Origin of the sequence: Chitinibacter tainanensis DSM 15459, from assembly GCF_000429785.1 — a bacterium.
Taxonomy (GTDB): Bacteria; Pseudomonadota; Gammaproteobacteria; order Burkholderiales; family Chitinibacteraceae; genus Chitinibacter; species Chitinibacter tainanensis.
Genome location: NZ_AUCN01000019.1, coordinates 1,670 through 27,276 on the forward strand (window position 1 = coordinate 1,670; position 25,607 = coordinate 27,276).

24 protein-coding genes are annotated in these 25,607 nt (G+C 57.2%); 11 read left to right on the plus strand and 13 right to left on the minus strand.

The features are described 5' to 3' along the window. Positions 1–336: 336 nt before the first annotated feature. The 4 genes from G482_RS20490 to G482_RS0107510 all read left to right on the plus strand — a co-directional run bounded on the left by G482_RS20490 (position 337) and on the right by G482_RS0107510 (position 3,065). Entirely contained in the window at positions 337–939 is a 603-nt protein-coding gene (locus G482_RS20490; RefSeq protein WP_028449522.1) for a DUF3426 domain-containing protein, read from the plus strand. Between the two features lie 67 nt (positions 940–1,006). Next, on the plus strand, positions 1,007–1,552 hold the full coding sequence (tpx, locus tag G482_RS17745) for a thiol peroxidase (RefSeq protein WP_051258830.1): 546 nt from the start codon (positions 1,007–1,009) through the stop codon (positions 1,550–1,552). Positions 1,553–1,673: 121 nt separating this feature from the next. Next, a complete protein-coding gene (tpx, locus tag G482_RS17750) occupies positions 1,674–2,174 on the plus strand; it encodes a thiol peroxidase (protein ID WP_034619286.1) in 501 nt (166 codons plus the stop codon). A 102-nt stretch (positions 2,175–2,276) separates the two neighbouring features. Next, positions 2,277–3,065, plus strand: a complete 789-nt coding sequence (locus tag G482_RS0107510; RefSeq protein WP_028449523.1) for a DUF3025 domain-containing protein — start codon at positions 2,277–2,279, stop codon at positions 3,063–3,065. A gap of 41 nt (positions 3,066–3,106) precedes the next feature. Here the strand turns inward: G482_RS0107510 and G482_RS0107515 are convergent, their stop codons facing one another. Continuing rightward, entirely contained in the window at positions 3,107–6,682 is a 3,576-nt protein-coding gene (locus G482_RS0107515; protein ID WP_028449524.1) for a DUF748 domain-containing protein, read from the minus strand. 185 nt (positions 6,683–6,867) lie between these two features. Between G482_RS0107515 and G482_RS0107520 the strand changes: the two genes are divergently transcribed. From G482_RS0107520 to G482_RS0107540, 5 genes are all read left to right on the plus strand, one after another. Further along, a complete protein-coding gene (locus G482_RS0107520; protein WP_156905370.1) occupies positions 6,868–8,049 on the plus strand; it encodes an STAS domain-containing protein in 1,182 nt (393 codons plus the stop codon). A gap of 115 nt (positions 8,050–8,164) precedes the next feature. Continuing rightward, positions 8,165–8,737, plus strand: coding sequence for an ATP-dependent protease subunit HslV (gene hslV, locus G482_RS0107525; protein WP_028449526.1), 573 nt, complete (start codon positions 8,165–8,167; stop codon positions 8,735–8,737). Positions 8,738–8,863: 126 nt separating this feature from the next. Beyond that, entirely contained in the window at positions 8,864–9,850 is a 987-nt protein-coding gene (locus G482_RS0107530) for a biotin--[acetyl-CoA-carboxylase] ligase (protein ID WP_028449527.1), read from the plus strand. Next, positions 9,843–10,586 carry a type III pantothenate kinase gene (locus tag G482_RS17755; protein WP_051258831.1) on the plus strand — a complete coding sequence of 248 codons (744 nt, stop codon included), beginning with the start codon at positions 9,843–9,845 and terminating at the stop codon, positions 10,584–10,586. The genes G482_RS0107530 and G482_RS17755 overlap by 8 nt, the downstream gene beginning before the upstream one ends. Then, positions 10,577–11,329 (plus strand): SPOR domain-containing protein, encoded by a 753-nt coding sequence (locus G482_RS0107540; protein ID WP_028449528.1) that lies wholly within the window; start codon positions 10,577–10,579, stop codon positions 11,327–11,329. The genes G482_RS17755 and G482_RS0107540 overlap by 10 nt, the downstream gene beginning before the upstream one ends. Positions 11,330–11,429: 100 nt before the next feature. Here G482_RS0107540 and G482_RS0107545 read toward each other — a convergent pair whose 3' ends face one another. The 10 genes from G482_RS0107545 to G482_RS0107595 form a co-directional block, all read right to left on the minus strand. After that, complete coding sequence (locus G482_RS0107545; RefSeq protein WP_028449529.1) at positions 11,430–12,137, minus strand: hypothetical protein; 708 nt, start codon at positions 12,135–12,137, stop codon at positions 11,430–11,432. Continuing rightward, positions 12,134–13,441: a flagellar assembly protein T N-terminal domain-containing protein gene (locus G482_RS0107550; protein WP_028449530.1), complete on the minus strand. Its 1,308-nt coding sequence runs from the start codon at positions 13,439–13,441 to the stop codon at positions 12,134–12,136. The genes G482_RS0107545 and G482_RS0107550 overlap by 4 nt, the downstream gene beginning before the upstream one ends. Beyond that, entirely contained in the window at positions 13,438–14,025 is a 588-nt protein-coding gene (locus G482_RS17760) for an LPP20 family lipoprotein (RefSeq protein WP_051258832.1), read from the minus strand. Before G482_RS17760 ends, G482_RS0107550 begins: the two co-directional genes overlap by 4 nt. 225 nt (positions 14,026–14,250) lie before the next feature. After that, positions 14,251–14,922, minus strand: coding sequence for a tRNA (guanosine(46)-N7)-methyltransferase TrmB (gene trmB / locus G482_RS0107565; protein WP_028449531.1), 672 nt, complete (start codon positions 14,920–14,922; stop codon positions 14,251–14,253). A 267-nt stretch (positions 14,923–15,189) separates the two neighbouring features. After that, the gene (locus G482_RS0107570) at positions 15,190–15,981 is read right to left on the minus strand and encodes a thiazole synthase (protein ID WP_028449532.1); all 792 of its coding nucleotides are present in this window, start codon (positions 15,979–15,981) and stop codon (positions 15,190–15,192) included. A 101-nt stretch (positions 15,982–16,082) separates the two neighbouring features. Next, on the minus strand, positions 16,083–16,283 hold the full coding sequence (thiS, locus tag G482_RS0107575; protein ID WP_028449533.1) for a sulfur carrier protein ThiS: 201 nt from the start codon (positions 16,281–16,283) through the stop codon (positions 16,083–16,085). 134 nt (positions 16,284–16,417) lie between these two features. Further along, the gene (locus G482_RS0107580; protein ID WP_034619258.1) at positions 16,418–18,610 is read right to left on the minus strand and encodes a RelA/SpoT family protein; all 2,193 of its coding nucleotides are present in this window, start codon (positions 18,608–18,610) and stop codon (positions 16,418–16,420) included. A 6-nt stretch (positions 18,611–18,616) separates the two neighbouring features. Next, entirely contained in the window at positions 18,617–18,823 is a 207-nt protein-coding gene (gene rpoZ, locus G482_RS0107585) for a DNA-directed RNA polymerase subunit omega (RefSeq protein WP_028449535.1), read from the minus strand. Between the two features lie 78 nt (positions 18,824–18,901). Beyond that, a complete protein-coding gene (gmk, locus tag G482_RS0107590) occupies positions 18,902–19,516 on the minus strand; it encodes a guanylate kinase (RefSeq protein WP_028449536.1) in 615 nt (204 codons plus the stop codon). An 83-nt stretch (positions 19,517–19,599) separates the two neighbouring features. Then, the gene (locus G482_RS0107595; RefSeq protein ID WP_028449537.1) at positions 19,600–20,466 is read right to left on the minus strand and encodes a YicC/YloC family endoribonuclease; all 867 of its coding nucleotides are present in this window, start codon (positions 20,464–20,466) and stop codon (positions 19,600–19,602) included. Between the two features lie 85 nt (positions 20,467–20,551). Here G482_RS0107595 and G482_RS0107600 point away from each other — a divergent pair, with 85 nt between their 5' ends. Together G482_RS0107600 and G482_RS0107605 are read left to right on the plus strand one after the other, a co-directional pair. Continuing rightward, positions 20,552–21,520, plus strand: a complete 969-nt coding sequence (locus G482_RS0107600; RefSeq protein ID WP_028449538.1) for a serine/threonine protein kinase — start codon at positions 20,552–20,554, stop codon at positions 21,518–21,520. Continuing rightward, the gene (locus tag G482_RS0107605) at positions 21,517–22,422 is read left to right on the plus strand and encodes a PP2C family protein-serine/threonine phosphatase (RefSeq protein ID WP_028449539.1); all 906 of its coding nucleotides are present in this window, start codon (positions 21,517–21,519) and stop codon (positions 22,420–22,422) included. The genes G482_RS0107600 and G482_RS0107605 overlap by 4 nt, the downstream gene beginning before the upstream one ends. A 109-nt stretch (positions 22,423–22,531) precedes the next feature. On the opposite strand, the gene G482_RS0107610 is transcribed toward G482_RS0107605, so the two are convergent. Next, entirely contained in the window at positions 22,532–24,772 is a 2,241-nt protein-coding gene (locus tag G482_RS0107610) for a PhoX family protein (RefSeq protein ID WP_028449540.1), read from the minus strand. Positions 24,773–24,903: 131 nt separating this feature from the next. Then, positions 24,904–25,581, minus strand: a complete 678-nt coding sequence (locus G482_RS0107615; protein ID WP_028449541.1) for a hypothetical protein — start codon at positions 25,579–25,581, stop codon at positions 24,904–24,906. Positions 25,582–25,607 lie beyond the last annotated feature (26 nt).

Genomic DNA, 25,607 nt, shown 5'->3' on the forward strand with positions numbered 1-25,607 from the left:
GCTCCAGCTCCAGCTCCAGCTCCAGCTCCAGCTCCAGCTCCAGCTCCAGCTCCAGCTCCAGCTCCAGCTCCAGCTCCAGCTCCAGCATCTCAGGGTATTGCCACCAAGACCAAACAGTCAAAGCCTTCTGAGGCCATACCCCGCGACCCACTCGATATTCCCACCGAGCCACAGCCACGCGAAACTACGACGCCGCAGGCAGCCAAACCCAATCGCCCAGCACCAGCAGCTGAAGATCGGGATTTACAGCGGGCGCTAGCCAAGCTAATTAAGAAAACCCGCAAAGAGAAAAAACGGAAAAACCTCAAACTCACGCGCAATACGATTGCCGCCAGTTTGCACGATGATGGCACCGAGCTCGATGCAGGCCACGCACCACAGACCGAGGCCGACACCGATGAGTTGGAATACCGACCCATTCTGGATGACAGTGACCCGCTCTTTATGCCCGAGCCGCCCTCGCGCTGGCGTTGGCTATGGCGGGTAGGCACTGTGGTGTTGGCATTCAGTCTGTTTGCCCAATTAGCGTATCAATACCGACTGGAACTCAGCCAAGAATTCCCAGCCCTGCGCCCGCGCTGGCTGCATTTGTGCAGCAAAGTGGGCTGCGATATGCCGCTGCCGCGCAACGGGCAAATGCTGCGCTCCGAATGGTCGGAGCTGACTTATATTCCTGATCACCCCACGCTGATTCAGGTGAAAGCCACGTTGCGCAATCTGGCGCCGTATGAACAAGCCCTGCCCAAACTCGAGCTAAGCCTCACCGACGATAATGAACGGCTGGTGGCAAAAAAAGTCTTTACCCCGGCGCAATATCTGGCGCAAAACGACACACCGGTTAACCAGCTCAATGCCAATGATGAATTGCATGCCTTTTTGCAGCTCGACCTTGGCAACCTGCGCTCCACCGGTTATTCACTGTACTGGTTTTACGACTAAGCCCCGCCCGCCTTGCATTTAAGCCCCGGCGAACCATACTGAAAGCAACTTTCAGGAGGAACCGGGCATGTCCACAGTCTTACTTAATGGCACGCCAATCAGTATTGGCGGCCGTTTTCCCCACGTTGGTGAAACCGCCCACAGCTTTATGCTGGTGGACACCAATCTACAAGATGTTGCACTTTCCAAATACTGGGGCCAGCGCAAGCTGATCGCCGTGGTGCCAAGCCTGGATGCGGCCATTGGCCTCACCATTGCACGCCAGCTGGAGCGCCTCTCGTATTCGCTCACCAATACAGTCTTGATGACGGTCTCGGTCGATACTCCCTACGCCCTAGCCCGCATCGGCGAGGCCGAGGGTTTTCGCAAACTCAATCTGATGTCGACGCTGCGCGGGCGAGATTTTCACAAAGATTATGGTGTGATGATCACCGATGTCCCGCTGTCTGGGCTGATGACCACGGCGCTATTTGTGCTCGACATTAATGATGTCGTTTTGCATGCCGAGCTGGTGCAAGAGCTGATGAACGAGCCCAACTACGATGCCGCGATGAATATCCTGAATCCGCCCACCAAAGAAGAGAGTGGCGCCGAAGCGCCGGCTGCCGGCTAAGCACAGCAGAAAAAAAGCGGCTACGGCCGCTTTTTTTTTATGGCTTCAGCCTTATCTACCCAGCAGTAGCAATTGCCTGCTGCTATCAAACCACAACGAACTACTACTGGAGCGCTCATCAATGTCTACCGTTACTCTGGGTGGCAACGCCGTCACTGTAAATGGCACTTTCCCAACCGTTGGCGCTGTTGCCGCTGATTTCACTTTGGTCGGTAAAGATCTGGCCGACGTGACCCTGGCTAGCTTTGCGGGTCAGCGCAAAGTGCTGAATATTTTCCCAAGCGTTGATACCCCTACCTGCGCGACTTCAGTACGTCGCTTTAACGAAGCCGCGGCCAAGCTGGAAAACACCGTCGTGCTGTGTATTTCAGCTGACCTGCCTTTCGCCCAAAACCGTTTCTGCGGCGCCGAAGGTTTGGCTAATGTAGTGAATCTGTCAACCATGCGTGGTCGCGACTTCCTGACTGCCTACGGCGTAGATGTGGCCAGCGGCCCATTGGCTGGCGTAGCCGCGCGGGCCGTCGTGGTACTGGATGCCGACAATAAAGTGCTGCATAGCGAGCTCGTGAGCGAAATCAAAAACGAGCCAAACTACGACGCCGCACTGGCCGCATTGGCTTAAGCGCCTCCGCGCCATCACGCCCGCCGCGCGCTAGCTCGGCTTAGCAGGGCAAATCCCGTACAATAGCTAGGGGATTTGCCCTGTTTGCTTTTGGAAGTCTGCATGTCTAGCTGGCCACAAGCGCTGTTTGAGCAGCATCCGGCGTTTCGTCTTTTGCATCCTTTGCTGGGCCAGTTTCGCGCCATTCCCACCCATGCCGATTGGGATCAGCTACCGAGCCCCGCGCGCAGCCCTAGCGGTGCACCAATCCGCTTTGTTGACCCAGACAGCATCACGGCCTATTACGAACTCGCGATTTATCAGCACGGCACCGTGGCCACGCGGCTGAACTGGCATGACACCTTCAACGCACTAATCTGGCATCGTTTCCCGCGCCTGAAAATCGCGCTGAATCAACTACACCAACGGCAAATCAGCCAGGCCAGCGCGCCCAATATTCGCGGCCCGGTGCGCGATGCCGCCACCTTGTTTGATGAATGCGGGTTTATCTTGCCCTACAGCCAGCCCGCGCTACTGGAACTCCTGCAGCAACATCGCTGGGAAGCGCTGTTTCTAACCGAACGCGCAGCATGGGGGCAAACGATTGCGGCCTATTCCTTTGGGCACGCCAATTTTGAAAATCTGTTGGCCCCCTTTGTAGGGCTCACCGGGAAATGCTGGCCGATCGCGGTGGCGGCCGATTTTTTTAGCTGGCCGCTCGATACGCAGCTGAGTTGGCTCGATGGCGAGCTCGCCGCCGCGGTGGATGCGGACCAGCTGCAAACACCGCGCCAATTGCCACCGCTCCCCTACTTGGGCATACCCGGTTGGTATATCCAGCAAGATACTGCCTTTTACCAGAACACCGCTTACTTCCGGCCCAAGCGGCAGACCATACCCAGCAAGGTATAAGCCTGCAAACCAAAGCATACAATACTTAAACAGCAATACCCCTATTGCAATTTAAACTGCACCCGGCTCAGGGCGCCATCGCTGGCGCTGGGGTTTAAATTCGGCCGCAATAGGAAAATCCGTTCGCCAGGCAAACCGGCGGCTTTCAGCGCCTCATCCACCCGCTTGGCGCGCTGCTCGGCTAAGGTGCGTAAATCCTGCTCGGTCACCGGTTGATGTTGCAGCAACAGCGCTTCCATTTGCTCGGGCGGCAGCGATTTGGCCAGGCCCAGCACATTGCTCGGCTTATCAAATTTGGCCGCGCTATACAATTTGCTCAGCAGCTCGGCGCGCTCTTCGGCACTGATCTGGATTTGCTCGCTCTCTAGCGACTGGGCTGTTTCGCCGAGCTGGCGAGCTTTCAAGGCCCGCAACTGCCGATTGAGCAAGCGCGTTTTCAGCCCCGCCTCATCAGCGCTACGCGCCGCCCAGCCACTGAGCTCCAGCTGCAAGGCCGGCCGATCGTTCAGTAGTTGGCTGGTTTGCTGGATGGCCTGCTGAGCCGCTTCACTCAGCCGGCTAGAGCCCGATTCAAACGCCACATACGATTGGCTCGGCCCGCCGGCGCCCATGCCGCTGAGCGCATCAAAGGGCGCCGTTACGACTTTCTCGAGCAGATTGCCGATCACTTGCCAGATCACTGCGCTGAGTTTGAATTGCGGATCATCCAGCGAGCCTTCCACTGGCAAATTCAGCTTGATCTGCCCACGGCGATCTTTCAGCAAGGCCAGCACCAGTTTCACCGGCAATTTGGTCACTTCCGGCCCATCGGTTTTTTCGTTCCCCAGCGTAAGCTGATCGAGGAAAATCTGATTGCTGGCCTTGAGCTGCCGGTTTTCCACCCGATAGCTCACTTCGCTGGAAAGCTTGCCTTTCACAATGCCGTAGCCGGCATATTTTTGCGCATAGCTACTGGCCGAGGTGAGCTCATAGCCCTGCACGCTGCCGCGCAGGTCGAAAAATGGCGCTTTTGCCAGCGGATTGAGCGTACCGGCAATCGCAACGGGCGCCACCTGATCAAGCGAGCCTTTCAGATTGAGCGTGGCGCGCCCCAGCTGCGCGCTATCAAGGCCCTGAATCTCGCCATTCAGGCTAGTGAGGTTGGCGGTGTAGTTGGGTTTAATCAGCAAATCACTAAAGCGCACATTACCTTGCTGCAGGCGGATTTTACCCACCTTGATCGGGGGTAATTCTGCGTCGCTCGCCGGGCGACTGGCCACCACTGCGGCAGGCCGACTGGCGACGGCCGATTCGCGCGTCACCGACACCTGCCCGGCATCGCTCACCAATACATCCTGCACATTCATCCGCCCATTGGGCGACAAAATCAGTCGCGAATACAGCTGATCAACCAGCACATCTCGCACCTCCACTTTCACCGGCGCAAACTGGCTGTTAATGCCGTTAAAGGCGAGGGTTTTCCATTTCAGAAAATCCTCGCCAGTGGCTTTGTCGAGTGCATAAAACTGCCGCAAAGCCACATCGCCTTGAAAGCCACCGCCCCATTGCGGCTGGCTACTGAGTTTCAGCCGGCCTTTGGCATCCACAAAACCGCTGGCGAGCGAAATATTCAGCAGGCGGCTGAAATACGGCTGCGCATAGGCGGCATCAAGGCTGCGCGTGTCGAGCTGCAGATTGGCAGCGAACGGCTGCGGAGTGAGCGTACCCGTGAGCGCCAAGGTGGCCTTGCGCCCGGAGCGCGCTTGCAGACTCAACTGCGCGGCGTGCCCGGCTTGGGTATCCAAGCCCTGCAGGCGAATTTGCAATTGCTGCAGGCCCAGTGGCACGGCCTGCGCCAACTGGCGATTTTCGAATTTGAGCTGATAGTCATCCAGCTGCGCATTCGCCAGCTGCACCCGCCATGGCACAGCGGCGTGCGCGGCCGGTGTCGCTTGGGCGGCGGTGCGCGGTGCGCCATGGCTGACCAGCGCCTGCTGTAAATCCAGCTCATTATCCGGCAACCATTGCAGGGCAATTTTCCCCGCGCCGCTGCGCAATTCTTGAATCTGCAGCTGTCGCGCTGCGGTATCCAAGCTCAGCCCCTGCACGGCCAGCTCGCCGATGGCCACGGCAGGCTGGCGGCTATTGGGCAGGGTCCAGCCCAGATCGCGCAGGGTGACATCGGTGTGCTGCAATTGCAGTAAAGGTGCGGCGGTGCCCGCTGCCGCCTGAAACTGCAACTCGCTCTGTACATTCAACAACCCGCGCAATTGGCCGCGCACAGCGCTAGCGGCGTAACCGGCCCAATCGGCCAGTTGCCAGTCATGCGCGGCCAGCTTGCCCTGAATTTGCAAAGGCTGCGGCTTGAGTTGCAAGGCGGCGGTGAGATTGGCCGCATTAGCCCCTTGGGCCTGCAGATTGATCAGCCAGGGCTGTTGTCCGCGCAGCGCCCAGTGTTGCCCGCTTAAGAGCTGTATCTGCACGCTTTGCGCCACCGCCGGACTTACCGCCGCATCTTGCCAATGCAGTTGGCTATTGCGCAGGGTAAATTCGCCGATCTTAACATCCGGCAACGTTGTTTTCGCCGGCGGGTTTGTCGTAGCCGCAGTCGAGTTTGCTGACGCAGCGGGCGCCAGCTGTTGCCAATTGAGCTGGCCATTGGCGGCGCGCTGGGTATGCAATTCCAGCCCATCCAGCCCAAGCTTTTGCAAATACCATTGCCCTCGTAAAGGCTGCAGATCGCCCAGTTCAAGCTTGGCTTGCCGCAGTCGCAGCGCCGGTGCGCCGGCAATATTGAGTGCCACATCGCGCAAAGCGAGCTGCCCTTTCAAGATGAGCTGGGTGTCTTTGGGCTGCTGCCGAAACACCAGCTGCAGGCGGCTATCAAGTACGGCATTGGGAATTTGCAAGGCAGCCGGTAGAGGGGTATAGGCCAGATAGTCTTTTAATTTAAGGCCTTGCAGATCAAACTCCAGGGAGGTATCTAGGTTATCTTTGAAGGGCTTACTCTGACCCTGCAGCGCAAACCGCTGCCCATTCAGTCGCCCACGCAAGAGCGGCGCAATGTATTCATCCACCCGCTGCGGCAGATTGGAAATAAACGGGATGGCGAGTTCCAGCTGATCCAGCCGCTGCTGGGTATGGCGATAGCGATCATCCAGCGCGATTTCACCCTGCTGTACCTGAATATTGTTCAGCGCAAAGCGCAGCGGCTCGCTGGGCGCTGGCTTGGGTTTGGTTTGCAATAAATCGGAAAAATTAAACTTGCGCTCACCCAGCCGCACCAGCCGGATTTGCGGCGCCACCAAGGTCAGCTCACGCAACACCGGCCCACCTCGCAGCAAAGACATCACTTCGGCATTGGCACGAATCTCTTTGGCCACAACAAAATCGCCATAACGATCGCGGATGCGTAAATCACGCAGTGTCACGGTCCAGGTAAACGGGTTTAGCCCCAGCTCGCCGAGCGTTACGCTGCGCTGCAAGGCGGCGCTGGCTTGTTGCTCCAGATAGGGTTTGAGCATGGGCGGCAATGCCAGCATCGCGATCAGGCCCAAAACCACCCAGCCCAGCACCAGCCAACCCAATCGTCGCCCCCAACGATGGCTGGCCAAGCGTTTTATGACATTTGGCAACATGCAGTGCACCTGTAGTCTGGCTAATTATTTACAGCAATTGTATTCCAAGCCCGAATCAACGATAAAGGAAACTCGCCAGTCATCAGTGTAGTCAAACAAAGGTAAAAACCACGCCCACGAGGGCGGGCTTACGCAGTAAAATAAGTGATTGCTACTGAACGTTCCCTTGCTGCAGGATAATCACCGTGTTTTCTTTCTTCCGTAAAAAAGGTCCGGATGGTCAGGAAGTCATGACCCAGACCGGCCCCATGACGCAAACGGGCCCCGCCACCCAGGCGCGCGTCGACGCTGCGCCTGCAGAAAAAAACACCAGCGATAGCTACGATCTGTCGGCGCTGGCCATTGAGGTATCTAGTAGCTCAGACACGCTCAGCAGTGCCGAAGAACAAGCCGCCATTTTGTTTGCCAACGGCCAGCTCAAAGCCGCCTACGGCGCCCTACAGGCCGACAAGGCCAATTTCATCGGCAAGAAACGGCATGACTCATGGTTGATGCTGTTTGAGCTATTGCAGCAAGATAATCAGCACGATGCTTTTGATACGCTGGCGCTGGAATACGTGGTGGAATTTGAAAAAACCCCACCAGCTTGGCAAGTGCGCGCAACACCCGCCAAGGCCGCCAGCAGTGGCAGCGGCTATTTTGCTTTTGCCGCCAAACTCAGCCACACCAACATTGATCAGCAAATCAACGAGCTGCTGCAATTACATAAAAAACACGATCAGATTCGGCTCGATTTTTCCAAAGTGGCAGAAATCGACACCCTTTCAGCCGCCGAATTACTCTCGGCGCTGCAACAAACGCACAAAAAGCCCAATAGCCTGCAGCTGATTGGCGCAAGCGCCGTGCTCGATTTACTGAAAGCCAAAATCGAAGTCGGTCGCCGGCATCCGGCGGAAGCCCCTTTCTGGTTGCTGCACATCGAAATGCTGCAAATCATGGGCCTGCAGGAAGAATTTGAAAATCTGGCCGTGGATTACGCCATCACCTACGAGGTATCCCCGCCGTCTTGGGATGCGCGTCAGGCCGCCAAATCGGCGCAAGACATCGCCCGCGATGAAGCCGCCGCTAAAGCTGAAATCGCCGCCGAGCAGCAACAGAAAAACCAGCTCGCGGGTAATTTATGCGCCGAGCAACCCGAGCTCTTTGCCCGCCTACTTAAGCAAATTGAGCAAAGCCCCAAGCCGCAGATCGATTTTCGCCAGATCGACCGGATGGATTTCGACTGCGCCGGCCAATTACTTACCCACGCGGTGAACTGGCTACAGCAAGGCAAAGCGGTGAAGTTTTACAATGTCAATCCACTAGTTCACGCCCTTTTACGCATTATGAGCCTGCAAGACATGCTCACCATCGAAGCGCGCAAATAAGCTTCAACACGCCTCACCCAGCAGCGCCGGCCAGCCCGGCGCTTGTTTTTTGCGCTGGCAGCGCCATCTACAGCCTATTGGGCCGCACTGGCCCGCAGCACGCAAGGAAGTCAGCATGGAACAATTTGACGGCACCACTATTGTCTCGGTGCGCCGAGGTGAACACGTGGCCGTGGGGGGCGATGGGCAAGTCACGCTGGGCAATATCGTCATCAAAGGCACCGCCCGCAAAGTACGCAAGCTGTATCGCGATCAGGTGATTGTAGGCTTTGCCGGCGGCACTGCCGATGCATTTACCCTATTTGAGCGCTTTGAAGCCAAGCTGGAAAAACATCAGGGCCACCTGACCCGCGCCGCGGTGGAAATGGCCAAAGATTGGCGCACCGACCGCATGCTGCGCCGGCTGGAAGCCATGCTGATCGTGGCCGACCCCACCGCCACCTTGGTCATCACCGGCAATGGCGATGTACTGGAACCAGAGGGCGGGATTGCGGCCATCGGCTCAGGTGGCGCTTACGCTCAGGCCGCCGCCCGCGCCCTGCTGGAAAACACCGATCTGCCGCCGGAAGCCTGCGTGAAAAAAGCGCTCGAAATCGCCGGTGATCTGTGTATTTACACCAATCAAAACCATGTGGTGGAAAGCATGGGCGCGCCAGCCAGCGAGGCCGCACCAGTCGCCACCGAATAAGTGCTACGACGTGCCGCCGGCGGCAATCTGAATCCAAGCTCAAGCAGATTCAACCGAGCAGGCGGTACATCATACCAGCCACCGCTCAGCACGGCACAGCGGCAGCAATTGCCGTAAAATGCCGGCATGACTGATCCAATCCGCCTGCTGCGCGAACTCGACGCGCAGCATTTCACCTCGGGCACCGCTATTGCCGAACGGCTGGGCATTTCGCGCGCCAGTGTCTCCACCGCGCTGGCGCAAGCCGAAGACTACGGCATCGCCCTCACCCGCCGCACGGGTGCCGGCTACCAACTGGCCACACCAATCGAATGGCTCGATCCACATACCCTAAATGGGTATCTACCTGCAGATACTGAATTATCTATCACCCTGGCCGATACCCTTGACTCCACCAATCGGCAGCTACTCAAAAACCCGCAGCATGGCCATGTGTTGGCCTGCGAATGGCAAACCGGTGGCCGCGGCCGGCTCGGCCGGCGCTGGCTGGGTGCCTTGGGCGGCAGCCTGATGTTCTCTGTGGCTTGGCAATTTGCCGGCGGCCCCGCGCAACTGGCGGGTTTATCTCTCGCAGTGGGCGCCATGGTGGCCGAAACCCTGGCGGCCGCGGGCGTGCGCGACATCGGCCTGAAATGGCCGAATGATCTGCTGCTGCCCGCCACCACAGGGAGCGCTAAAGTAGGCGGCATTCTGATCGAAATGCAGGGTGATGCCTTGGGTCCGGCGCAAGTAGTGATTGGCATTGGGCTGAATCTGCAGTTTCCGGCGCACTGGCAAGCCGAGCTTGGCCAAAGCGCGGCCAGCTTGCAGGCCGCGGGTTTAGCGCTAGGCCGTAATGCTCTGCTCGCGGCCATATTAAGCCGGCTGGAGCGCGGCCTGCGCGAGTTTGCCCACAGCGGCTTTGCGCCGCTGCTGCCGGTGTGGGAAAGCTATAGCGCCTGGCAAGGCGAGCAGGTGCAAGTGCTGGCACCCACTGGCGCCACTCAGAGCGGCGTACTGCTCGGCCTGGCTGCCGATGGCAGCCTGCGCTTGGGCACAGCCGCGGGCGAACAGCTGATCCACACTGGTGATGTGAGCCTACGCCGAGCCAATAGTGAGGCCAGCCATGGCTGATGTGCTCTTGCTGGATTTGGGCAATACCCGGCTGAAGTGGCGCTGCAACGCGGGGCCGGTGCAGATCGCCGCCGACTGGCCCAGCCTGCAGGCCCAATTCGCTGCATTGCCTCGCCCGCAGCGCATTTTGCTCTGCTCGGTGAAACAACCTGAACTCAGCACCGAGATCGGGCAATGGTGCCAACGCCGTTGGCAATTGAGTGCGGAGCTACTGCAAGTGAGTCGCACGGCACTGGGCGTGCGCAATCACTATCAGCTTCTCAATCAACAGGGGCCGGATCGCTGGGCCGCGATTTTGGGCGCCCGCAGCCATTACCCGCAGAAAAATGTTCTGGTGGTATCCGCCGGTACGGCGTTGGTGGTCGATACCCTCAGCGCCGCTGGCGACTATCTGGGCGGCACCATAGGGCCGGGACTGGGGCTGATGAAACAGGCGCTGCAGCAAGGCACTGCTCGCCTACCCGCCAGCAGCGGCCAAAACCAAGGCTTTCCGACTCAAACCAGCGATGCCATCGAAACCGGCTGCCGCCGCGCCATCAAGGGTATGTTGCTAGAAGCCTTATCTGAAATGACTCAGAACGATATACCCGCGCAGCAGATTGTGTGCTTTGGTGGCGATGCCGCACTGATCGCCAGTTTGCTTAACGCCCCGTGCCAGACAGTAGATAATCTGGTCCTCGATGGTTTGTACGCCCTTGCGCAAAGCAATGACGGAGTGTTTGTCCCATGCGTGTGATTTTTTTCCTGCTGCTACTGGCGAATCTAGCCGTCTATGGCTGGTTTCAACTTGATGGCGGCGGGCTGCAAGTGCAGCTGCAAAGCCGCGAGAAAAACGCCTCGGCCGTCAAAATTGTAACCGGCCAATTGGGGAGCACCGCCGAGCCAGCCAGCACCGAAGCGCCCGCCAGCGCCCCCGCAGAGGCCAGCCCCGCCCCCGCGACGCCAGTCCCGAGTACGCAACCTACCCCTACGGCCACCACCGCCCCCAAACCCACCGCAGCGCCTACCGCCGTGGCCGAAAAACTAGCCTGCCTGCGCTGGACCGGCATTACCGGCGAGCAGATTGATAGCGCCCGCAGCAAGCTGGGCAGCTTGGGCATCACGGCTACTGAAAAGAGCAGCGGCGAATCTACCAAAGTGTGGGTGTATATGCCACCACTGGAAAGCCAGGAAGTCGCCAAAGCCAAAGCTCAGCAGCTGGCCTCGTTGGGCGTCACGGATTACTTTGTGGTCAATAACGGCGGGCGCTGGCAAAACGCCATTTCGCTGGGGATTTTCAGCACCCGTGAAGCGGGGGAGCGGCATCTGGCCGAGCTGCAAGCCAAAGGGGTTCGCTCTGCCGTGGTGCGCGATCGCGATGATACCCTCAAGCAAGCCAGCTTTACGATGAAAGGGCTGAGCGAAGAGCAGGTGGCCAAGCTGAACAAACTCAGCGCGCAATTCAAAGGCTCGGTCTTGCGCGAAACCAGCTGCAAATAAATTCGGCGGCAAATGGGCTTAGCCATTGCGCCGAGTTAATACAAATCAAGCCAACAAAAAAGCCCGCGTGCGGGCTTTTATGTTTTTTAAGTTTAAGGCTTTAAGGGTAACTGTATTGCTGCCAGCGCAATTCAGGATCGCGCACGATATAGATTTCCGGCGCAGGGCTGGCGGCGGGCTTGATGACAGTCGTTTCACCCCAAGTCAGTCGTGGCTTGCCACTGCTGCCAGCACTACTACTGCCGCTGCTTGCGCTCACCTCGTTCAAGCCTTTGGCCGGTGGCAGCACCTTACCCCCGGGCAGGCTGCTGGCAGGCATGACCCGCACCAGGCCAGGCGTCACAGCTTGCGATGACTCGGCCGCACCATGCCCGCTACTTCTCTTGCTAGTACCGCCATGGGCACTGCCAGCATGCGCGCTTGATTTACGCGCGGCGGGCGATTTGGAAGGCACATACACGCGCTGCACCGGTGTCGCACTACTGCTGCCGTATTTGGGCGGCACATACTGTACCACCGGCGGCTCGGTAAACTGCGGCTTGGGCGCTTCGCCATGGGCCGCAGGCTTAGCTGGCTCGGCCTTGGTTTCGGCGGCAGCCGGCTTGGTGCTGGCTTTGGGCGCTTCACTGCCGTGCGAGCCGCTCACCTGCAACTGGCCTTTCAGATTATCCACTTTGGTGGGCGGGGCATTTTTAATTGCATGGCTTTCGGTTTTGGCCGGCGGCTTTTCCGCTGGTGTGCCATGGCCGGCTTCGGATGCCAGCACTAAGGCTGGCCAGCATAAACACAGGCTGAGCAGGGCTTTCATTTTTGACCTCCGCGTCCTACAAATCGCACATAGTCGCCCGCCTGCACCCCGCTGCCTTGCAAAATCCCAACTGAAAACAGCGGCTGCACCTGGGTGACATTCAGACTACCCACAATCTCTTCTGGCAAACCCAGCGACATGCTGGGCTCAAAACTAGCCGCGGCCAGCGGCAAACCACCGGGCGCCACTCGATACACCTGCAAGCTATCGCCCACCCCTACTTTCGAGGTAGTACCGGCATCGAAATACACGCGGTTTTTTTCTACCCGCGTGATCCGGGCTGAAAATGGAATACACGCAATGTCTTGCGTGATGCGCCGGGCAGCTTCCTGCATTTTTTGTTCAATCAGCTGGCCGTAGGCGGTTTCTTTAAATCCTTCGGTGGCCATGCTGGTGGCGCGATCCTGCATCACTTGGCCACTGGCTTTTCCCGCCAGCCGATGCCGATTCACCAGCGCACCGGACACGCCATCAAACACAAATAATTCAAACTCAAACCGCCGCTCGGCTGGGGTGGCTTTGAGCCCCAGCTGGGTGAAATTCACCAGCGGGATATTCAGCTCCAGCTTGCGCTCACCCTCACGCAAATCATTGCCGTAACTCGCTGCGTAGCGCTCACCACTGGTCGAGGTATCGCGCACGATACCGCCCACCACAAACTGCACCGCATAGCGCCGAGCGAGTTCACGCACCCGCTCAGGCTGCAATAAGGGGTCGGCAAACTGTGGCTGTAAATCAAATGCCGCTTCGGACAAAGCCTTTTGCGGCAAAAAACCACCGCTATCAAACAATTTGCGCATCAAATCCAGCTGGATGCCTTCCGGCAGCCGATCCAGATCGCGAGTTTGCGCCGGATGTTGCACCCACATATGCGCCAGCAAAAGCTTGCGCTTGTAATCGCCGCCGCCACACTGCGCCATCGCAGTCGCCGTTACCGCTGGCGCTACTGCAGCCGTAGCCGCTGCCTGCGTGACGGTCGCGTTTTTAGCTTCCGCCGGCGCTGGTGGCGGTACATCGATGATGACGTGCAAAAAACCACTTTGAGTCGTCCACTCGCGCACCACCGTGTAATCCTGCGCCGGCGTGCCACGGATTTGCGTGTTGTCGCTACTGCGTTGCGGGCCATGCTGGCTATAGCTTTTGACCGTTGCGCCATTAAACAAAGCCGCATTTTCAAGGGCATCGGCGATCGCCTGCCGGCGGGCGACTTCTAAGCCCTCGCTACCCAGCGGTGCAATGCCTTCATGTTGAGCCGCCCACAGCGGCGCTGCCAGCACGCAGCCGGCGATCAGCGTTCGAATCACAGTGACAGATAGAAATTCTGGCTAGGTAAGATGGCTGATTCTACCGGCATTGCCACCGGCTGTGGCACCGCCTTCATGGGCGCTGCCGCTGGGGTAGCTTCGCTGCCACCGCTTTGGTGGCTGGCGGTTTGCGCTGCGCGATAAAACTCACCGCCCAGCGTAATTTCCAGTGTGGTTTCAAAAGCACCATCCGGCAGTGGCGTTACGGTGACCACACGAGCGCCACGCAGATACGATTCGACATAAGCGCGAAAGCCATCATTATTCAGCGCCATCGCCGATACCGTACTGTTACCGGTGATTTTCACCCCAGATACGGTCTCGGCCAGTGTGCGATAAGCGTCGAGCTTCGAAGCACGCATCGCCAACAAACGGCGCTGCGAAGGCGATAAACCATCCATGGTTGGCATCGCGCCATAGCCCACTGCCGTGATTTTGCTTGGCAAGACCACCGGCGGATTGCTCACGCCCTCATCATGGCTTACCGTGGTTTTCCCACTGCTGGCACAAGCGGCCAGACCCAAGCTCAGCAGCGCCACCACCACGGTGCGCCAGCTGGCGGAAAACGTACGCATACGGGTCATCTTGTTCTCCTGACAATGTCATTAAGGCGATGCCTGACGATAGTTCCACTGTAGTCATCCGCTGGCGAAGCGCCAGTGCTTTACCGACAGCACACCGCTGACGCGGCGGATGGCCAAGCGGCCAGTTATCGCTTTATCGGCAGCCGCAGTTTTTTCTGCAGCCCAAACGCAACACGGCGGCATAAAAATGCCGCCGTGCCGAGTGCAAAGCTATCGAATCCGCGCTTATTGCTTGATAAACACCAGATCCCACACGCCGTGGCCCAGCTTGATACCACGGTTTTCAAACTTGGTGAGCGGACGGTAATCGGGACGCTCGGCGTAGCCGGTGTCGCTGGTCGCGGTGTTTTTCAGCGTTGGCTCATTGCTCAGCACTTCCAGCATCTGAATCGCGTAGTCTTCCCAATCGGTAGCCAGATGCACATAGCCGCCAGTTTGAATGCGTGAAACCAGCAGCTTCACGAATTCAGGCTGAATCAGGCGCCGCTTGTTGTGGCGTTTTTTATGCCATGGATCGGGAAAGAAAATATGCGCACCGGCCAAGCTACCGGCTGGCAGCATGTTTTCCAGCACTTCGACCGCATCATGTTGCACGATGCGGATATTGCGGATGGCTTGCTCGCCAATCAGTTTCAGCAAGCTGCCCACCCCCGGGGTATGTACTTCCACGCCCAGAAAATCGGTATCTGCGCGATGAACAGCGATTTCGGCCGTGGCCTGCCCCATGCCAAAACCGATTTCCAGCACCCGTGGCGCCTGACGGCCAAATGCCGCATCCAGATCCAGCGCCTCTGGGCGGTAATCCAGACAAAACTCAGGGCCGAATTGCTCCAGCGCTTTGGCTTGCCCGGTCGACAGATGCCCTTGGCGCAGCACAAAGCTGCGAATACGGCGCATAAATTTGCCTTCGCCAGCGGCTTCATCCTGCAGGCTGGTTTGCGGGTCGAGTTGCTCGTCGTTCATGGGGATTCCTTGCCATGTAAAACGCCGCCCTTGAGCGACAAGTGGCGGCGGTTTGGTATTCAATGGCGGTATTTTAATGCGCGGCGGGCGATTCACCAAATTTTGCGGTGCCGGCCCGCGCGACCCAGCCAAGCTTCACCAGGGTATTAAGCTGCAGGCTATATTTTTCATAGCCTGATAGGCAATACCCCAGACCATGGCTTATTTGCTGGCGGCAATCATCCCGGTCACCGGGCTCGATGGATCGGCACTATACAGCTTGCGTGGCACGCGACCGGCGAGGAAGGCATCGCGCCCGGCCTGCACCGCCAGTTTCATCGCCCGCGCCATCCGTACCGGGTCTTGCGCGCCGGCAATGGCGGTATTCATCAAAATGCCATCGCAGCCTAATTCCATCGCAATCGCGGCATCAGAGGCGGTACCCACACCGGCATCCACCAGCACCGGCACTTTGGCGGCTTCGATAATCAGGCGCAGATTCCACGGATTCAAAATGCCCATGCCCGAGCCGATCAGCGAGGCCAGCGGCATAATCGCGCAGCAGCCGATTTGTTCCAGCTCTTTGGCGATGATCGGGTCATCCGAGGTGTAGACCATGACATCAAACCCCTCTTTAACCAGCGTTTCTGCGGCTTTCAGGGTTTCGCGCACATTGGGGAATAGCGTGTTGGGGTCACCCAGCACTTCCAGCTTTACCAGCCGGTGATCGTCGAGCAACTCACGCGCCAGTCGCAGAGTGCGCACCGCGTCTTCGGCGGTGTAGCAGCCGGCGGTATTGGGCAGATAGGTAAACTGGCTGGGCGGCAGATAATCCAGCAGCGAAGGCTGGCTGGCATCCTGACCGATATTCACGCGGCGAATCGCCACGGTGACGATTTCGGCGCCCGATTCATCCACAGCGGCGCGGGTTTCGGTGAAATCTTTGTATTTGCCGGTACCAACGATCAGGCGGGATTGATAGGTTTTGCCCGCAATTTGAAATGTATCACTCATGATTTACGCCCCTGCGTCTGGATCAAACTGTAGAGATTCACTGCCAGCCACAGGGTATAGCCCTGTAGCCTAATTATTATTTGGCCTCTAGCCAGATACCCTTAACCACCACCCACAGCCACCACCATCTCCAGCACATCGCCGTGCGCGAGCAAAGTGCTGGCATGCTGGCTTTTGGGCACGATATCGCCATTGCGCTCGAGCGCCACGCGTTTGCCGGTGAGCTCAAGGTGTTCGATCAAACCGGCAACGGTCAGACCATCGGGAAATTCGCGTTGTTGGCCATTCAGAGAAAGCTGCATGGGAAAGCCCGCTGTTGTTCTAGAAAACAGCGGCCATTCTAACATGCAGGTGGGATGCTGCCTTGATGCGGCTCAGATTGCGCGAGATTGCCGCGAGGAATCGCGGCACCCAGCCAGCGGGCACGCCAAGGGATTTAGTTGCGCACGCGCTGCAGGCGATAAACCGTCGGCAAGGCGCGCAAACGCTTAAGCACTTTAGCCAAGTGAATGCGGTTATTCACTTGCAGGGTAAATTGCACGCTCAGATAGCGCTCATGCGACTCAACTGCGTCGCCCATGGTGACGGCAGCGATATTGGCTTCGGCCTCGGCCACTGCTGCAGCCAGCGCCGCCAGCGTGCCACGCTCATTTTCGGCCAGCACTTTCACAGGTACATCAAATACCCGCGCCACTTCTGGGTCCCATTCCACATCGATGAGCTTATCGGCGTCGATGCGGCCCTTGGCCACTTGCGGACAATCATGGGTATGCACCACCAGCCCGTGATCTTTCTTCACAAAACCCAGAATCGGGTCGCCCGGAATCGGGTTGCAACAGCGGGCAAACTGAATCGCCATACCTTCGGTGCCACGAATCGTCACCGCCATCGGTTTTTTGCCCTGGCGTAGATCATCGCTCCACGAGCCCGCCAGCTGCAGCAGCCGTTTGGCAACGACTACGGCGAGTTTTTGCCCCAAACCGACATCGGCCAGCACCGCTTCACGCGATTTCTCGCCGCTTTCGCGCAGGTATTTCTCCCACACTTCGTCGCTCACCTGCAGCGGCTGATGCAGCGCCGAGAAGGCCTGGCTGAGCAAACGCTCGCCCAGATGCATCGACTCATCAAAGCGCATGGTTTTCAGGAAATGGCGAATTTGCGAGCGGGCTTTGCCGGTGGTAACAAACGACAGCCAGCTCGGATTGGGCTTGGCATGCGCGGCCATCACGATTTCCACGTGATCGCCGTTTTTCAGCTTGGTGCGCAGCGGTACCAGCTCATGATTCACCTTCGCGGCGATACAGCCATGACCAACATCGGTGTGCACGGCATAGGCAAAATCGACACACGTCGCGCCATTGGGCAGGCTAAGGATCTTGCCTTTCGGCGTAAACACATACACCTGATCGGGGAAGAGATCGACCTTCAGATGCTCCAGAAACTCGACCGCGTCGCCCGAATCCACCTGCAGCTCCAGCAGCGATTGCAGCCATTGGTGCGTGCGTTGCTGCACATCCGAGAAGCTCTCATCGCCACTCTTATACATCCAGTGGCTGGCCACGCCAGCATCGGCGATACGGTGCATTTCGGGGGTGCGAATCTGCACTTCAATTGGGGTGCCGTAGGGGCCGAACAGCGTGGTGTGCAGGCTTTGGTAGCCATTGCTCTTGGCAATGGCAATGTAATCTTTAAATTTACCCGGAATCGGCTTAAACAGCGCATGCAAGGCGCCCAGCGCCAGATAACAGTGCGCGTGATCTTTCACGATCACCCGAAAGGCATAAATATCCAGCACCTCGGAAAAACTAAGATGTTTTTCCACCATCTTGCGGTAGATGGAAAACAGGTTTTTCTCGCGGCCGGATACCTGCGCCTCGATCTGCTGGGCGGCTAGCTTGGCATTGATGGCATCGAGGATTTTCTGCACCACTTCGCGGCGATTGCCACGGGCGGCTTTCAGCGCTTTGGACAAGACATGATGCCGGCGCGGGTGCAGGTATTTGAACGCCAGATCATCCAGCTCTTGGTAGATGGCATTAAGCCCGATCCGGTTAGCGATCGGGGCATAGATTTCCATGGTCTCGCGAGCGATGCGCTTTTGCTTATCGACCCGCATTGCATCCATGGTGCGCATATTGTGCAAACGATCGGCCAGCTTGATCAGCATGACGCGCAAATCGCGCGCCATGGCCAGCAGCATTTTGCGGAAGTTTTCCGCCTGCGCCTCTTCTTTGCTCTGAAATTCCAGCTTGTCGATTTTGCTCATGCCATCGACGAGCTCGGCCACCGCTTTACCAAACTTTTCGGTCAGCTCCAGCTTGGTCACGCCGGAATCTTCCATCACATCGTGCAGGAGCGCGCCAGCCAGCGCCTGCGCATCCAGCTTCCATTGCGTGAGAATACCGGCAACAGCCAACGGATGGGAGATATAAGGCTCACCCGAGCGGCGCATCTGGCCGCGGTGAGCATCTTCTGCAAACAAAAAAGCCGCCCGTAACATCTGGCGGTCTTCTGGTTTGAGATAGGCCGTTTGCTCAGCGAGAAAACGGTTGGCTTGCTCGATTACCTCCGGCGCAGTGGCCAGCGCAGGGACATCTTCAACGACGAGGGGAACCGAGCTTGCCGACATACTGCATTAACCGCGACGGTTCAGGACTTCAACCCCAACTAGGCCCGCGGCCATTTCGCGCAATGCCATCACGGTCGGCTTATCGCGGCCGTTGTTTTCAACTTGCGGGCTAGAGCCATTTTCCAGCTGGCGGGCGCGGTAGGCGGCAGCCAGAGTCAGGTCAAATCGGTTTGGGATACGATCCAGACAATCTTCAACCGTAATACGGGCCATAATCTTTTACTCTCCGAAAAATGCTTGGGCGGCCGCCAACAGCGGCGAAACCGTGCATTATACCAGCTTGCGCCGGAATTAACCTTTTAAGCTTGAAATCAAGCCTGTATGGCGCGCCGACTGGCGTGCAAGCGTCAGGCGCTGCGCCCGCACCACCGCCACGATATCGCGTACGGCATCATCGATATGCTCATTCACGATCACATAATCAAACTCATCGACGTGGCCACATTCTTCTTTGGCCACGGCCATACGCTTGGCGATCACTTCATCGCTGTCTTTACCGCGATTGCGCAGGCGGTTTTCCAGTGTTTCGAGTGAAGGCGGCAGTACGAAAATGCCGATGGCCTCAGGGAACAGGCGGCGCACCTGCTGCGCGCCTTGCCAGTCGATTTCCAGCAGAATATCGCGGCCATTGTTGATCACTTCATTGATCCACACTTGCGAAGTGCCGTAGTAATTACCGTATACCTCAGCGTGCTCGAGCAATTCGCCGGCATGAATCATGCGCTCGAATTCGCTGCGTTCGACAAAGTGGTAATCCTTGCCATCCACTTCACCAGCCCGCGGCTGGCGAGTGGTGTATGAAACCGACAGTTGCACATTGGCATCGGCCGCCAGCAGCGCTGCGACCAGCGTGGTTTTGCCAGCGCCACTGGGGGCGGTCACCACAAACAGATTTCCTTTGGCCATGTTTGGCTCCTGTGTTTCGAGTTGTCAGCCAGTATAAGTGAACTCGCGCCCGCACGAAAACTAGCGCGAGATTCTGGCGCTGATTATTCGATATTCTGAATTTGCTCGCGCATCTGCTCGATCAGCACTTTCAGTGTCATTGCAACTTTGGTGGTATCGGTCGAAACCGATTTAGAACCAAACGTATTGGCTTCACGATTAAGCTCCTGCATCAGAAAATCCAGCCGCTTACCTGCATGGCCGCCTTGCTGCACAATGCGGCGCAACTCGGCCAAGTGGGTATGCAGGCGATCGACCTCTTCCTGTACATCGACTTTTTGCGCAAACAGCACCAGCTCTTGGCGCACGCGTTCATCGTCGGCGCTGCCCAGCGCTTCTTGCAGGCGCTGCTTAAGTTTGTTTTCGTATTCATCAATGATCTGCGGCAGGCGCGGGGCAATTTGCGCCAGTACGCTGCTCATTTCGTCAGCGCGGGCCAGCAAGATCGCGCCTAGTTTCTCGCCTTCGCGCCCACGCGCGGCCACAAATTCATCCAGCGCCTCATCCAAGAGCTGCATCGCCGTAGCGTGCAACACTTCCGCCGGCAGCGCATCCGACTCAATCACTCCGGGCCAGCGCAAGATTTCACCCATGCGCAAATCACCCGCCCCCGGCTGATGCTCTTTCACTTGATCGGCCAAGCGCAGTAGCTCGGCCACCAGAGCGTTGTTAAGGCGCAACTGGCTAGCGGCCCCCTCACGGGCATTAAATGCCACCCGGCATTCGAGCTTGCCGCGATTAAGCCGGCCACTGAGTTTTTCGCGAATCGCCCCTTCCAGTGCGCGAAATTCCTCTGGCAAACGCAGACTTAGATCGAGAAAACGATGATTGACGGCACGCAGCTCAACCGACAAAACCCCATGAGATAACTCGCGCTGGCTACTGGCGTAGCCGGTCATGCTGAGAATCATAAATTTCCTTTGTAAGAACCCGCTTTACAATTAGCGGGTGGCGACACACAATTTAGAGATACTGCAATTATACCGAAAGCCAAGCATGGCCACCCCAAGCAATCAACCGCTCGCGCGCGGCTACCAGCTGCAAAATTACACCATCGCCAAGCTACTTTCTGCTGGCGGTTTCAGTATTGTGTATCTGGCCCACGATGAGAACGATTATCCGGTCGCCATCAAGGAATACCTGCCCAATTCGCTCGCCCTGCGCAAAGAGGGCGTGGCCGTGCAGGCCACCAGCGAAGAGAATATCGCCCTCTTTCGCCATGGCCTGAAATGCTTCTTTGAAGAAGGCAAAACACTGGCCCGCATTCAGCACCCGAATATCGTCCGCGTACTGAATTTCTTTCGCGCCAATGAAACCGTGTACATGGTGATGGATTACGAGCGCGGTCGCACGCTGCAAAAGGAAATCCAGCTCAACCACGACCGCGAAGGCGTGGATGAAAAACTGATCCGCAGCGTGTTTTACAACCTGCTCAACGGCTTGCGTGAAGTACACCTGCATAAATTACTGCACCTGGATATCAAGCCGGCCAATATCTATATCCGCAAAGATGGCTCGCCGGTGCTACTGGATTTTGGCTCGGCCCGGCAAACCTTAACCACCGAGCACGCCCGGCTCACCCCGATGTACACCCCAGGCTTTGCTGCGCCCGAGCAATACCGGCGCAAAGATCAGTTGGGCCCATGGACCGATATTTACGGGATTGGCGCCTCGATGTATGCCTGCATCGCCGGCACCGCACCGCAGCCCTCAGATGCGCGCGAAAAAGAAGACAAAGTCCAACGCCTAGATACGCTGTATGGCGATCGTTATTCGCCTGAGTTGCTGGATTTAATCCATCAATGTATCGCAGTTGACCCGACGGTGCGGCCGCAAAGCGTGCCGCAAATCCAGAAAGCCTTGCTCGAAGCCGGCTCGCCGCCGCGTAAGAAAAACAATCTGGTGAACTCGATCAAACGCAAATGGGCCGAAATGACTCGCCCGAAACGCAAAGGTGAGGAATGAAATTCACGGTTTTTCAGGATAGCCGCAAAGGCGGGCGTGAATACAATCAAGACCGTGTGGGCTACTCCTACAGTCGCGATGCCTTGCTGCTGGTGGTGGCCGATGGCATGGGCGGGCATTTGCACGGCGAAGTCGCCGCCCAGATTACCGTCGAGCTGCTCACAGATCAGTTTCAGAAAAAAGCCACGCCAGTGATTGCCAACCCGGTGCAATTTCTGACCGAGGCACTGCTTAACTGCCACGAAGCAATCTACAACTACGCGATTTCACAGCATTTACTGGAAATCCCCCGCACCACGGTGGTGGCCTGCATCGTGCAGGATGAAACCGCATTTTGGGCGCATGTGGGCGATTCGCGGCTGTATCTGATTCGCGATGGCTTTACCATTGCCCAGACGCGCGATCATTCTAAAGTGCAAAAGCTCGTCGAAAACGGGGTAATCTCCGCCGAGCAAGCCTTGCATCACGCAGAAAAAAACAAAATCTACAACTGCCTGGGCGGTACCCTGATGCCGGAAATCGAAGTCGGCGGCCGCATGACGCTGTTTGCCGGTGACTGCATTATGCTGTGTACCGATGGGCTGTGGGGCTCGCTGGCCGAAGATGAAATCACCCATTTCCTCAGCTCATTCCCCGTCATGTTTGCCTTGCCGCAATTACTGGATAAGGCCGAGTTACGCGGCGGGAAATTTGGCGACAATCTCACTGCACTGGGCATTAACTGGCATGAGGCCGACCGCGAAGAAGACAGCGCCTTTGTCTCGACGGTGAAGCTAGATGAAAACACCGTCAGCACGCACATCGATACCCTCGGTAAAGACAAGATCCCCGATATCAGCGACGAAGACATCGAAAAAGCCATCGCCGAGATTCAGGCCGCGATCAACAAATACTCCAAATAGATACGCCACCTAGGTATAGCGCCAGAAGCATTAGTTCAAAATACCCTCCGACATATACCCAATAAAAAACCCGCCTTCCGGCGGGTTTTTTATTGCTGCATGTAATGCATTAGGTACCGATACGGCCACCGTCATCTTTGGTGATCACGATGGTAGCAGAACGCGGACGTTTACCCGCGCCGTAGCCGGCATTGCTTGGCCATTGGCTGGTGTATTTAGTTGGGTCTGCCACGTCAGCCATTTTGGTGCCTTCACCTGGGTGCTGAATATTAATAAACAGCGCCTTGCCATCCGGGGTTTCGCACAGGCCGGTGATTTCACAATCTTTCGGGCCCACCAAGAAGCGTTTCAGCGTATCGGCAGTAGGTGCTGCGCCAACTTGGGTTACCACATCCAGCTTGCTGCCATCGGTTTTGGTGTAGCTCAGCGTTTTGCTCGCGCCATCGCCCTGTTTACCTGGAATCGCGGCCAGCATCATGCAGTTGGTCACATCGGTGTACGAGCCGTCATCGGTTTGAATCCAGCAAATGCCGGTGCTCTGGCTAAAGGCCAGGCCGTCCGGCGACGACATATCTTGGTCATCGGTCAGATTCGACAGGTTAACCGTGCCTTTATCCATATCGGCTTCAGCGGCGAACAGATACACATCCCACTTAAAGCTGGTCACGGTTGCGCCTTCTTTGGTGCGCAGGATATGGCCGTTCGGGTTACCTTTGCTCTTAATGCCATCGGCATCAGCATAAGCACGTGGGTTGGCGCTGTCTGGCACCAGTTTCGGGCTCGCGGCCGCGTTGATATCGCGGTTGCTGTTGTTAGTCAGGGTTTGATAGTAATCACCGGTGACTGGGTGCACACCACCCCACTCTGGACGGTCCATCTTCGTCGCGCCAACCGCATCACCAGCCAGACGGGCATTGATGCAGATGTCCGCTTGGTCGGCAAAGGTGTAGCCAGCGTAGTTTTTGATCAGCGGGTTGTTCAGCGACAGCTCGATCCAGTCACCGCTGCCATCCGCATTGAACTTGGCCACATACAGCGTACCTTCATCGAGGTATTTGTCGCCAATGGCAATGCGATCGCTTGGGTTGGCATCCGCAGCCGACCACACGGCTTTGGATACAAACTTGTACATGTATTCATTGCGCGAATCATCACCCAGATACACAGTCAGTGGCTTGCCGACCACAGGCAGGCCAAAGGCAGCACTCTCATGCGCAAAGCGACCCAAGGCGGTGCGTTTTTTCAGTGCTTTGGATTTATCGTATGCATCCATCTCGATGATATAGCCTTGGCCATTCATCTCGTTGCGATAGTCATCAGAGCCGTCAGCCGAAGTACCGGTTTTGCTGATATTCCAGCGCGCATACTTGTCGTCTGCACCAGCGGTTTCCCAACCGTGACGTGAAGTCGAACCGGCGTTACGGCCGTACCGTTTCAGTGCAACAACGCTCTTGTCACCACGATTGGTGTCATCCGCGCTGACGCGATAGAAATAACCTGCCCAGTTTTCTTCGCCAGACAGATAAGTGCCCCATGGCGATTTACCGCAACCGCAGTTATTGATCGTACCGCGGGTTTTGGTGCCGGTTGGCGAGAACTTGGTTTTCAACAGCGCGTGGCCACGAGCTGGACCGGCGATTTCAACTTCGGTCAGTGGTGTAACGCGGCGGTTAAAGCTAGAACCTTGGACGGTGGCCCATTTACGGTTGGTGGCTTTGATTTCAACGACCGACAAGCCATGGATATCGACTTCTTTATCGACTTCTGCCGCTGGACGTGGCAGGGTTTTGGTGCCGCCATTGGCATGGATAAAGAAAGAAGAAACTTCATCCGTGGTGGCTTCATGGTTCATCGCCAACAGGCCGCGATCAGCGGCAGAGGCGGATGGTTTGCCAGCGGCATCCAGACCAAACCATTCCATACCGTCGTGGTGATCACCCGCGCGCTTATCAAAATCAGTATCTGTACCGTCATTTTTGAAAGCAGGAGTATCCGCAGTCAACGGGTCGCCTAGCGCATAGATCACTTGATACTTATAGCCCGGTGGCAGTGTTACCACATCAGCCACTGTTTTTGGCACAGCGCTGAAACCCAGACGGGTAACAATCTGGTTCGGCGCAGCGGTAGGCACAGGCGTTGCAGTTGGGGCAGGTGTCGCACCTGGCACTACATCGCCGCCCGACGAACAGCCAGTCAGGCCTAGGCTCATCCCGCCCAGCACGGCGGCCGCAGAGGCGCCCATACCCAAGAAGCTGCGACGATTCAGCAAGCGCTGTTCGAGTACCGAATCAAACGTCGGGTTGGCAGAGGTGTTGGAATTTTCGTCATTGAAATGATTAGACTTGGACATCGCTCTTACCCTGAAGGGTGGTCAGAAAAAGCGACACTGTAATCAGCAAATATGACAGGAAAATACCAATCAGATGACAGTTTTATGAGAAACCAATCCGCGTCAGCTTGATGAAATAAATAGGTATAGCCTCAATCCAGAAGATCCTCATAGGCTACGGCCCGATACCCAGCCAGGGTACGCCAGGGCATCGTGGCCGGCATCGGCCGCCGCTCGATGCTAATCCGGTTGAACGACAAGCCATCCAGGCTGCCCGTTTCAATCTGCCGTGGCAGCTGCCAAGCCTGATCCCACAGCACGCGGGTGTACAGTTTATCGCCGCTGCGCTCATACCATTGGCAGCCAGCTGGCGCAGGTTTACTCAGCACCCGCATCTGCTGCAAAGCCGAGCGATCGAGCAAATAAGCCGCATGCTCCCATGAGCCATCAAAACCCAGCCCGGCAAACTCTTCGGTCCGTGGGGTGATGATGGTTTTGGTTTCCTGACGCACAAACTTTAGCTGCGCTTTTTGCTGTGCATCGAGCGCAATCCATTTGGCCGCCAACACAAAATTGGTGTCGTGTTTGTGCTGATGATCCCCCGCCTGATGCACATGCGGTGGGGTGCCGGCCGGCAGGAGCCGCACCGTCCAGACATTACGCCCATCCCGGATGAAGCGCTCTTGAAAGCGGGTTTGTTTTTCTACCCCTTCGCTACTGAGCACTTTACTTTCAAAGGTCATGATCGCGGAGAGTTGCTGCGGCTGGCTGGCGGCGCTGGCGAGGGCGGGCAGCAGTGCCAACCCGAAAATTGCACGAATAATAGACATAAACTCAATCATTAAACTCACCCTGC

Coding starts and splice junctions, on each gene's coding strand:
- tpx (WP_051258830.1), top strand. CDS start 1,007: ATGTCCACAGTCTTACTTAATGGCACGCCAATCAGTATTGGCGGCCGT.
- tpx (WP_034619286.1), top strand. CDS start 1,674: ATGTCTACCGTTACTCTGGGTGGCAACGCCGTCACTGTAAATGGCACT.
- G482_RS17755 (WP_051258831.1), top strand. CDS start 9,843: ATGGCTGATGTGCTCTTGCTGGATTTGGGCAATACCCGGCTGAAGTGG.
- G482_RS0107615 (WP_028449541.1), bottom strand. CDS start 25,581: ATGTCTATTATTCGTGCAATTTTCGGGTTGGCACTGCTGCCCGCCCTC.
- G482_RS0107595 (WP_028449537.1), bottom strand. CDS start 20,466: ATGATTCTCAGCATGACCGGCTACGCCAGTAGCCAGCGCGAGTTATCT.
- G482_RS0107580 (WP_034619258.1), bottom strand. CDS start 18,610: ATGTCGGCAAGCTCGGTTCCCCTCGTCGTTGAAGATGTCCCTGCGCTG.
- G482_RS0107515 (WP_028449524.1), bottom strand. CDS start 6,682: ATGTTGCCAAATGTCATAAAACGCTTGGCCAGCCATCGTTGGGGGCGA.
- G482_RS0107570 (WP_028449532.1), bottom strand. CDS start 15,981: ATGAGTGATACATTTCAAATTGCGGGCAAAACCTATCAATCCCGCCTG.
- G482_RS17760 (WP_051258832.1), bottom strand. CDS start 14,025: ATGACCCGTATGCGTACGTTTTCCGCCAGCTGGCGCACCGTGGTGGTG.
- gmk (WP_028449536.1), bottom strand. CDS start 19,516: ATGGCCAAAGGAAATCTGTTTGTGGTGACCGCCCCCAGTGGCGCTGGC.
- G482_RS0107610 (WP_028449540.1), bottom strand. CDS start 24,772: ATGTCCAAGTCTAATCATTTCAATGACGAAAATTCCAACACCTCTGCC.
- G482_RS0107540 (WP_028449528.1), top strand. CDS start 10,577: ATGCGTGTGATTTTTTTCCTGCTGCTACTGGCGAATCTAGCCGTCTAT.
- rpoZ (WP_028449535.1), bottom strand. CDS start 18,823: ATGGCCCGTATTACGGTTGAAGATTGTCTGGATCGTATCCCAAACCGA.
- G482_RS0107545 (WP_028449529.1), bottom strand. CDS start 12,137: ATGAAAGCCCTGCTCAGCCTGTGTTTATGCTGGCCAGCCTTAGTGCTG.
- trmB (WP_028449531.1), bottom strand. CDS start 14,922: ATGCGCCGTATTCGCAGCTTTGTGCTGCGCCAAGGGCATCTGTCGACC.
- G482_RS0107530 (WP_028449527.1), top strand. CDS start 8,864: ATGACTGATCCAATCCGCCTGCTGCGCGAACTCGACGCGCAGCATTTC.
- G482_RS0107605 (WP_028449539.1), top strand. CDS start 21,517: ATGAAATTCACGGTTTTTCAGGATAGCCGCAAAGGCGGGCGTGAATAC.
- G482_RS0107600 (WP_028449538.1), top strand. CDS start 20,552: ATGGCCACCCCAAGCAATCAACCGCTCGCGCGCGGCTACCAGCTGCAA.
- thiS (WP_028449533.1), bottom strand. CDS start 16,283: ATGCAGCTTTCTCTGAATGGCCAACAACGCGAATTTCCCGATGGTCTG.
- G482_RS0107510 (WP_028449523.1), top strand. CDS start 2,277: ATGTCTAGCTGGCCACAAGCGCTGTTTGAGCAGCATCCGGCGTTTCGT.
- hslV (WP_028449526.1), top strand. CDS start 8,165: ATGGAACAATTTGACGGCACCACTATTGTCTCGGTGCGCCGAGGTGAA.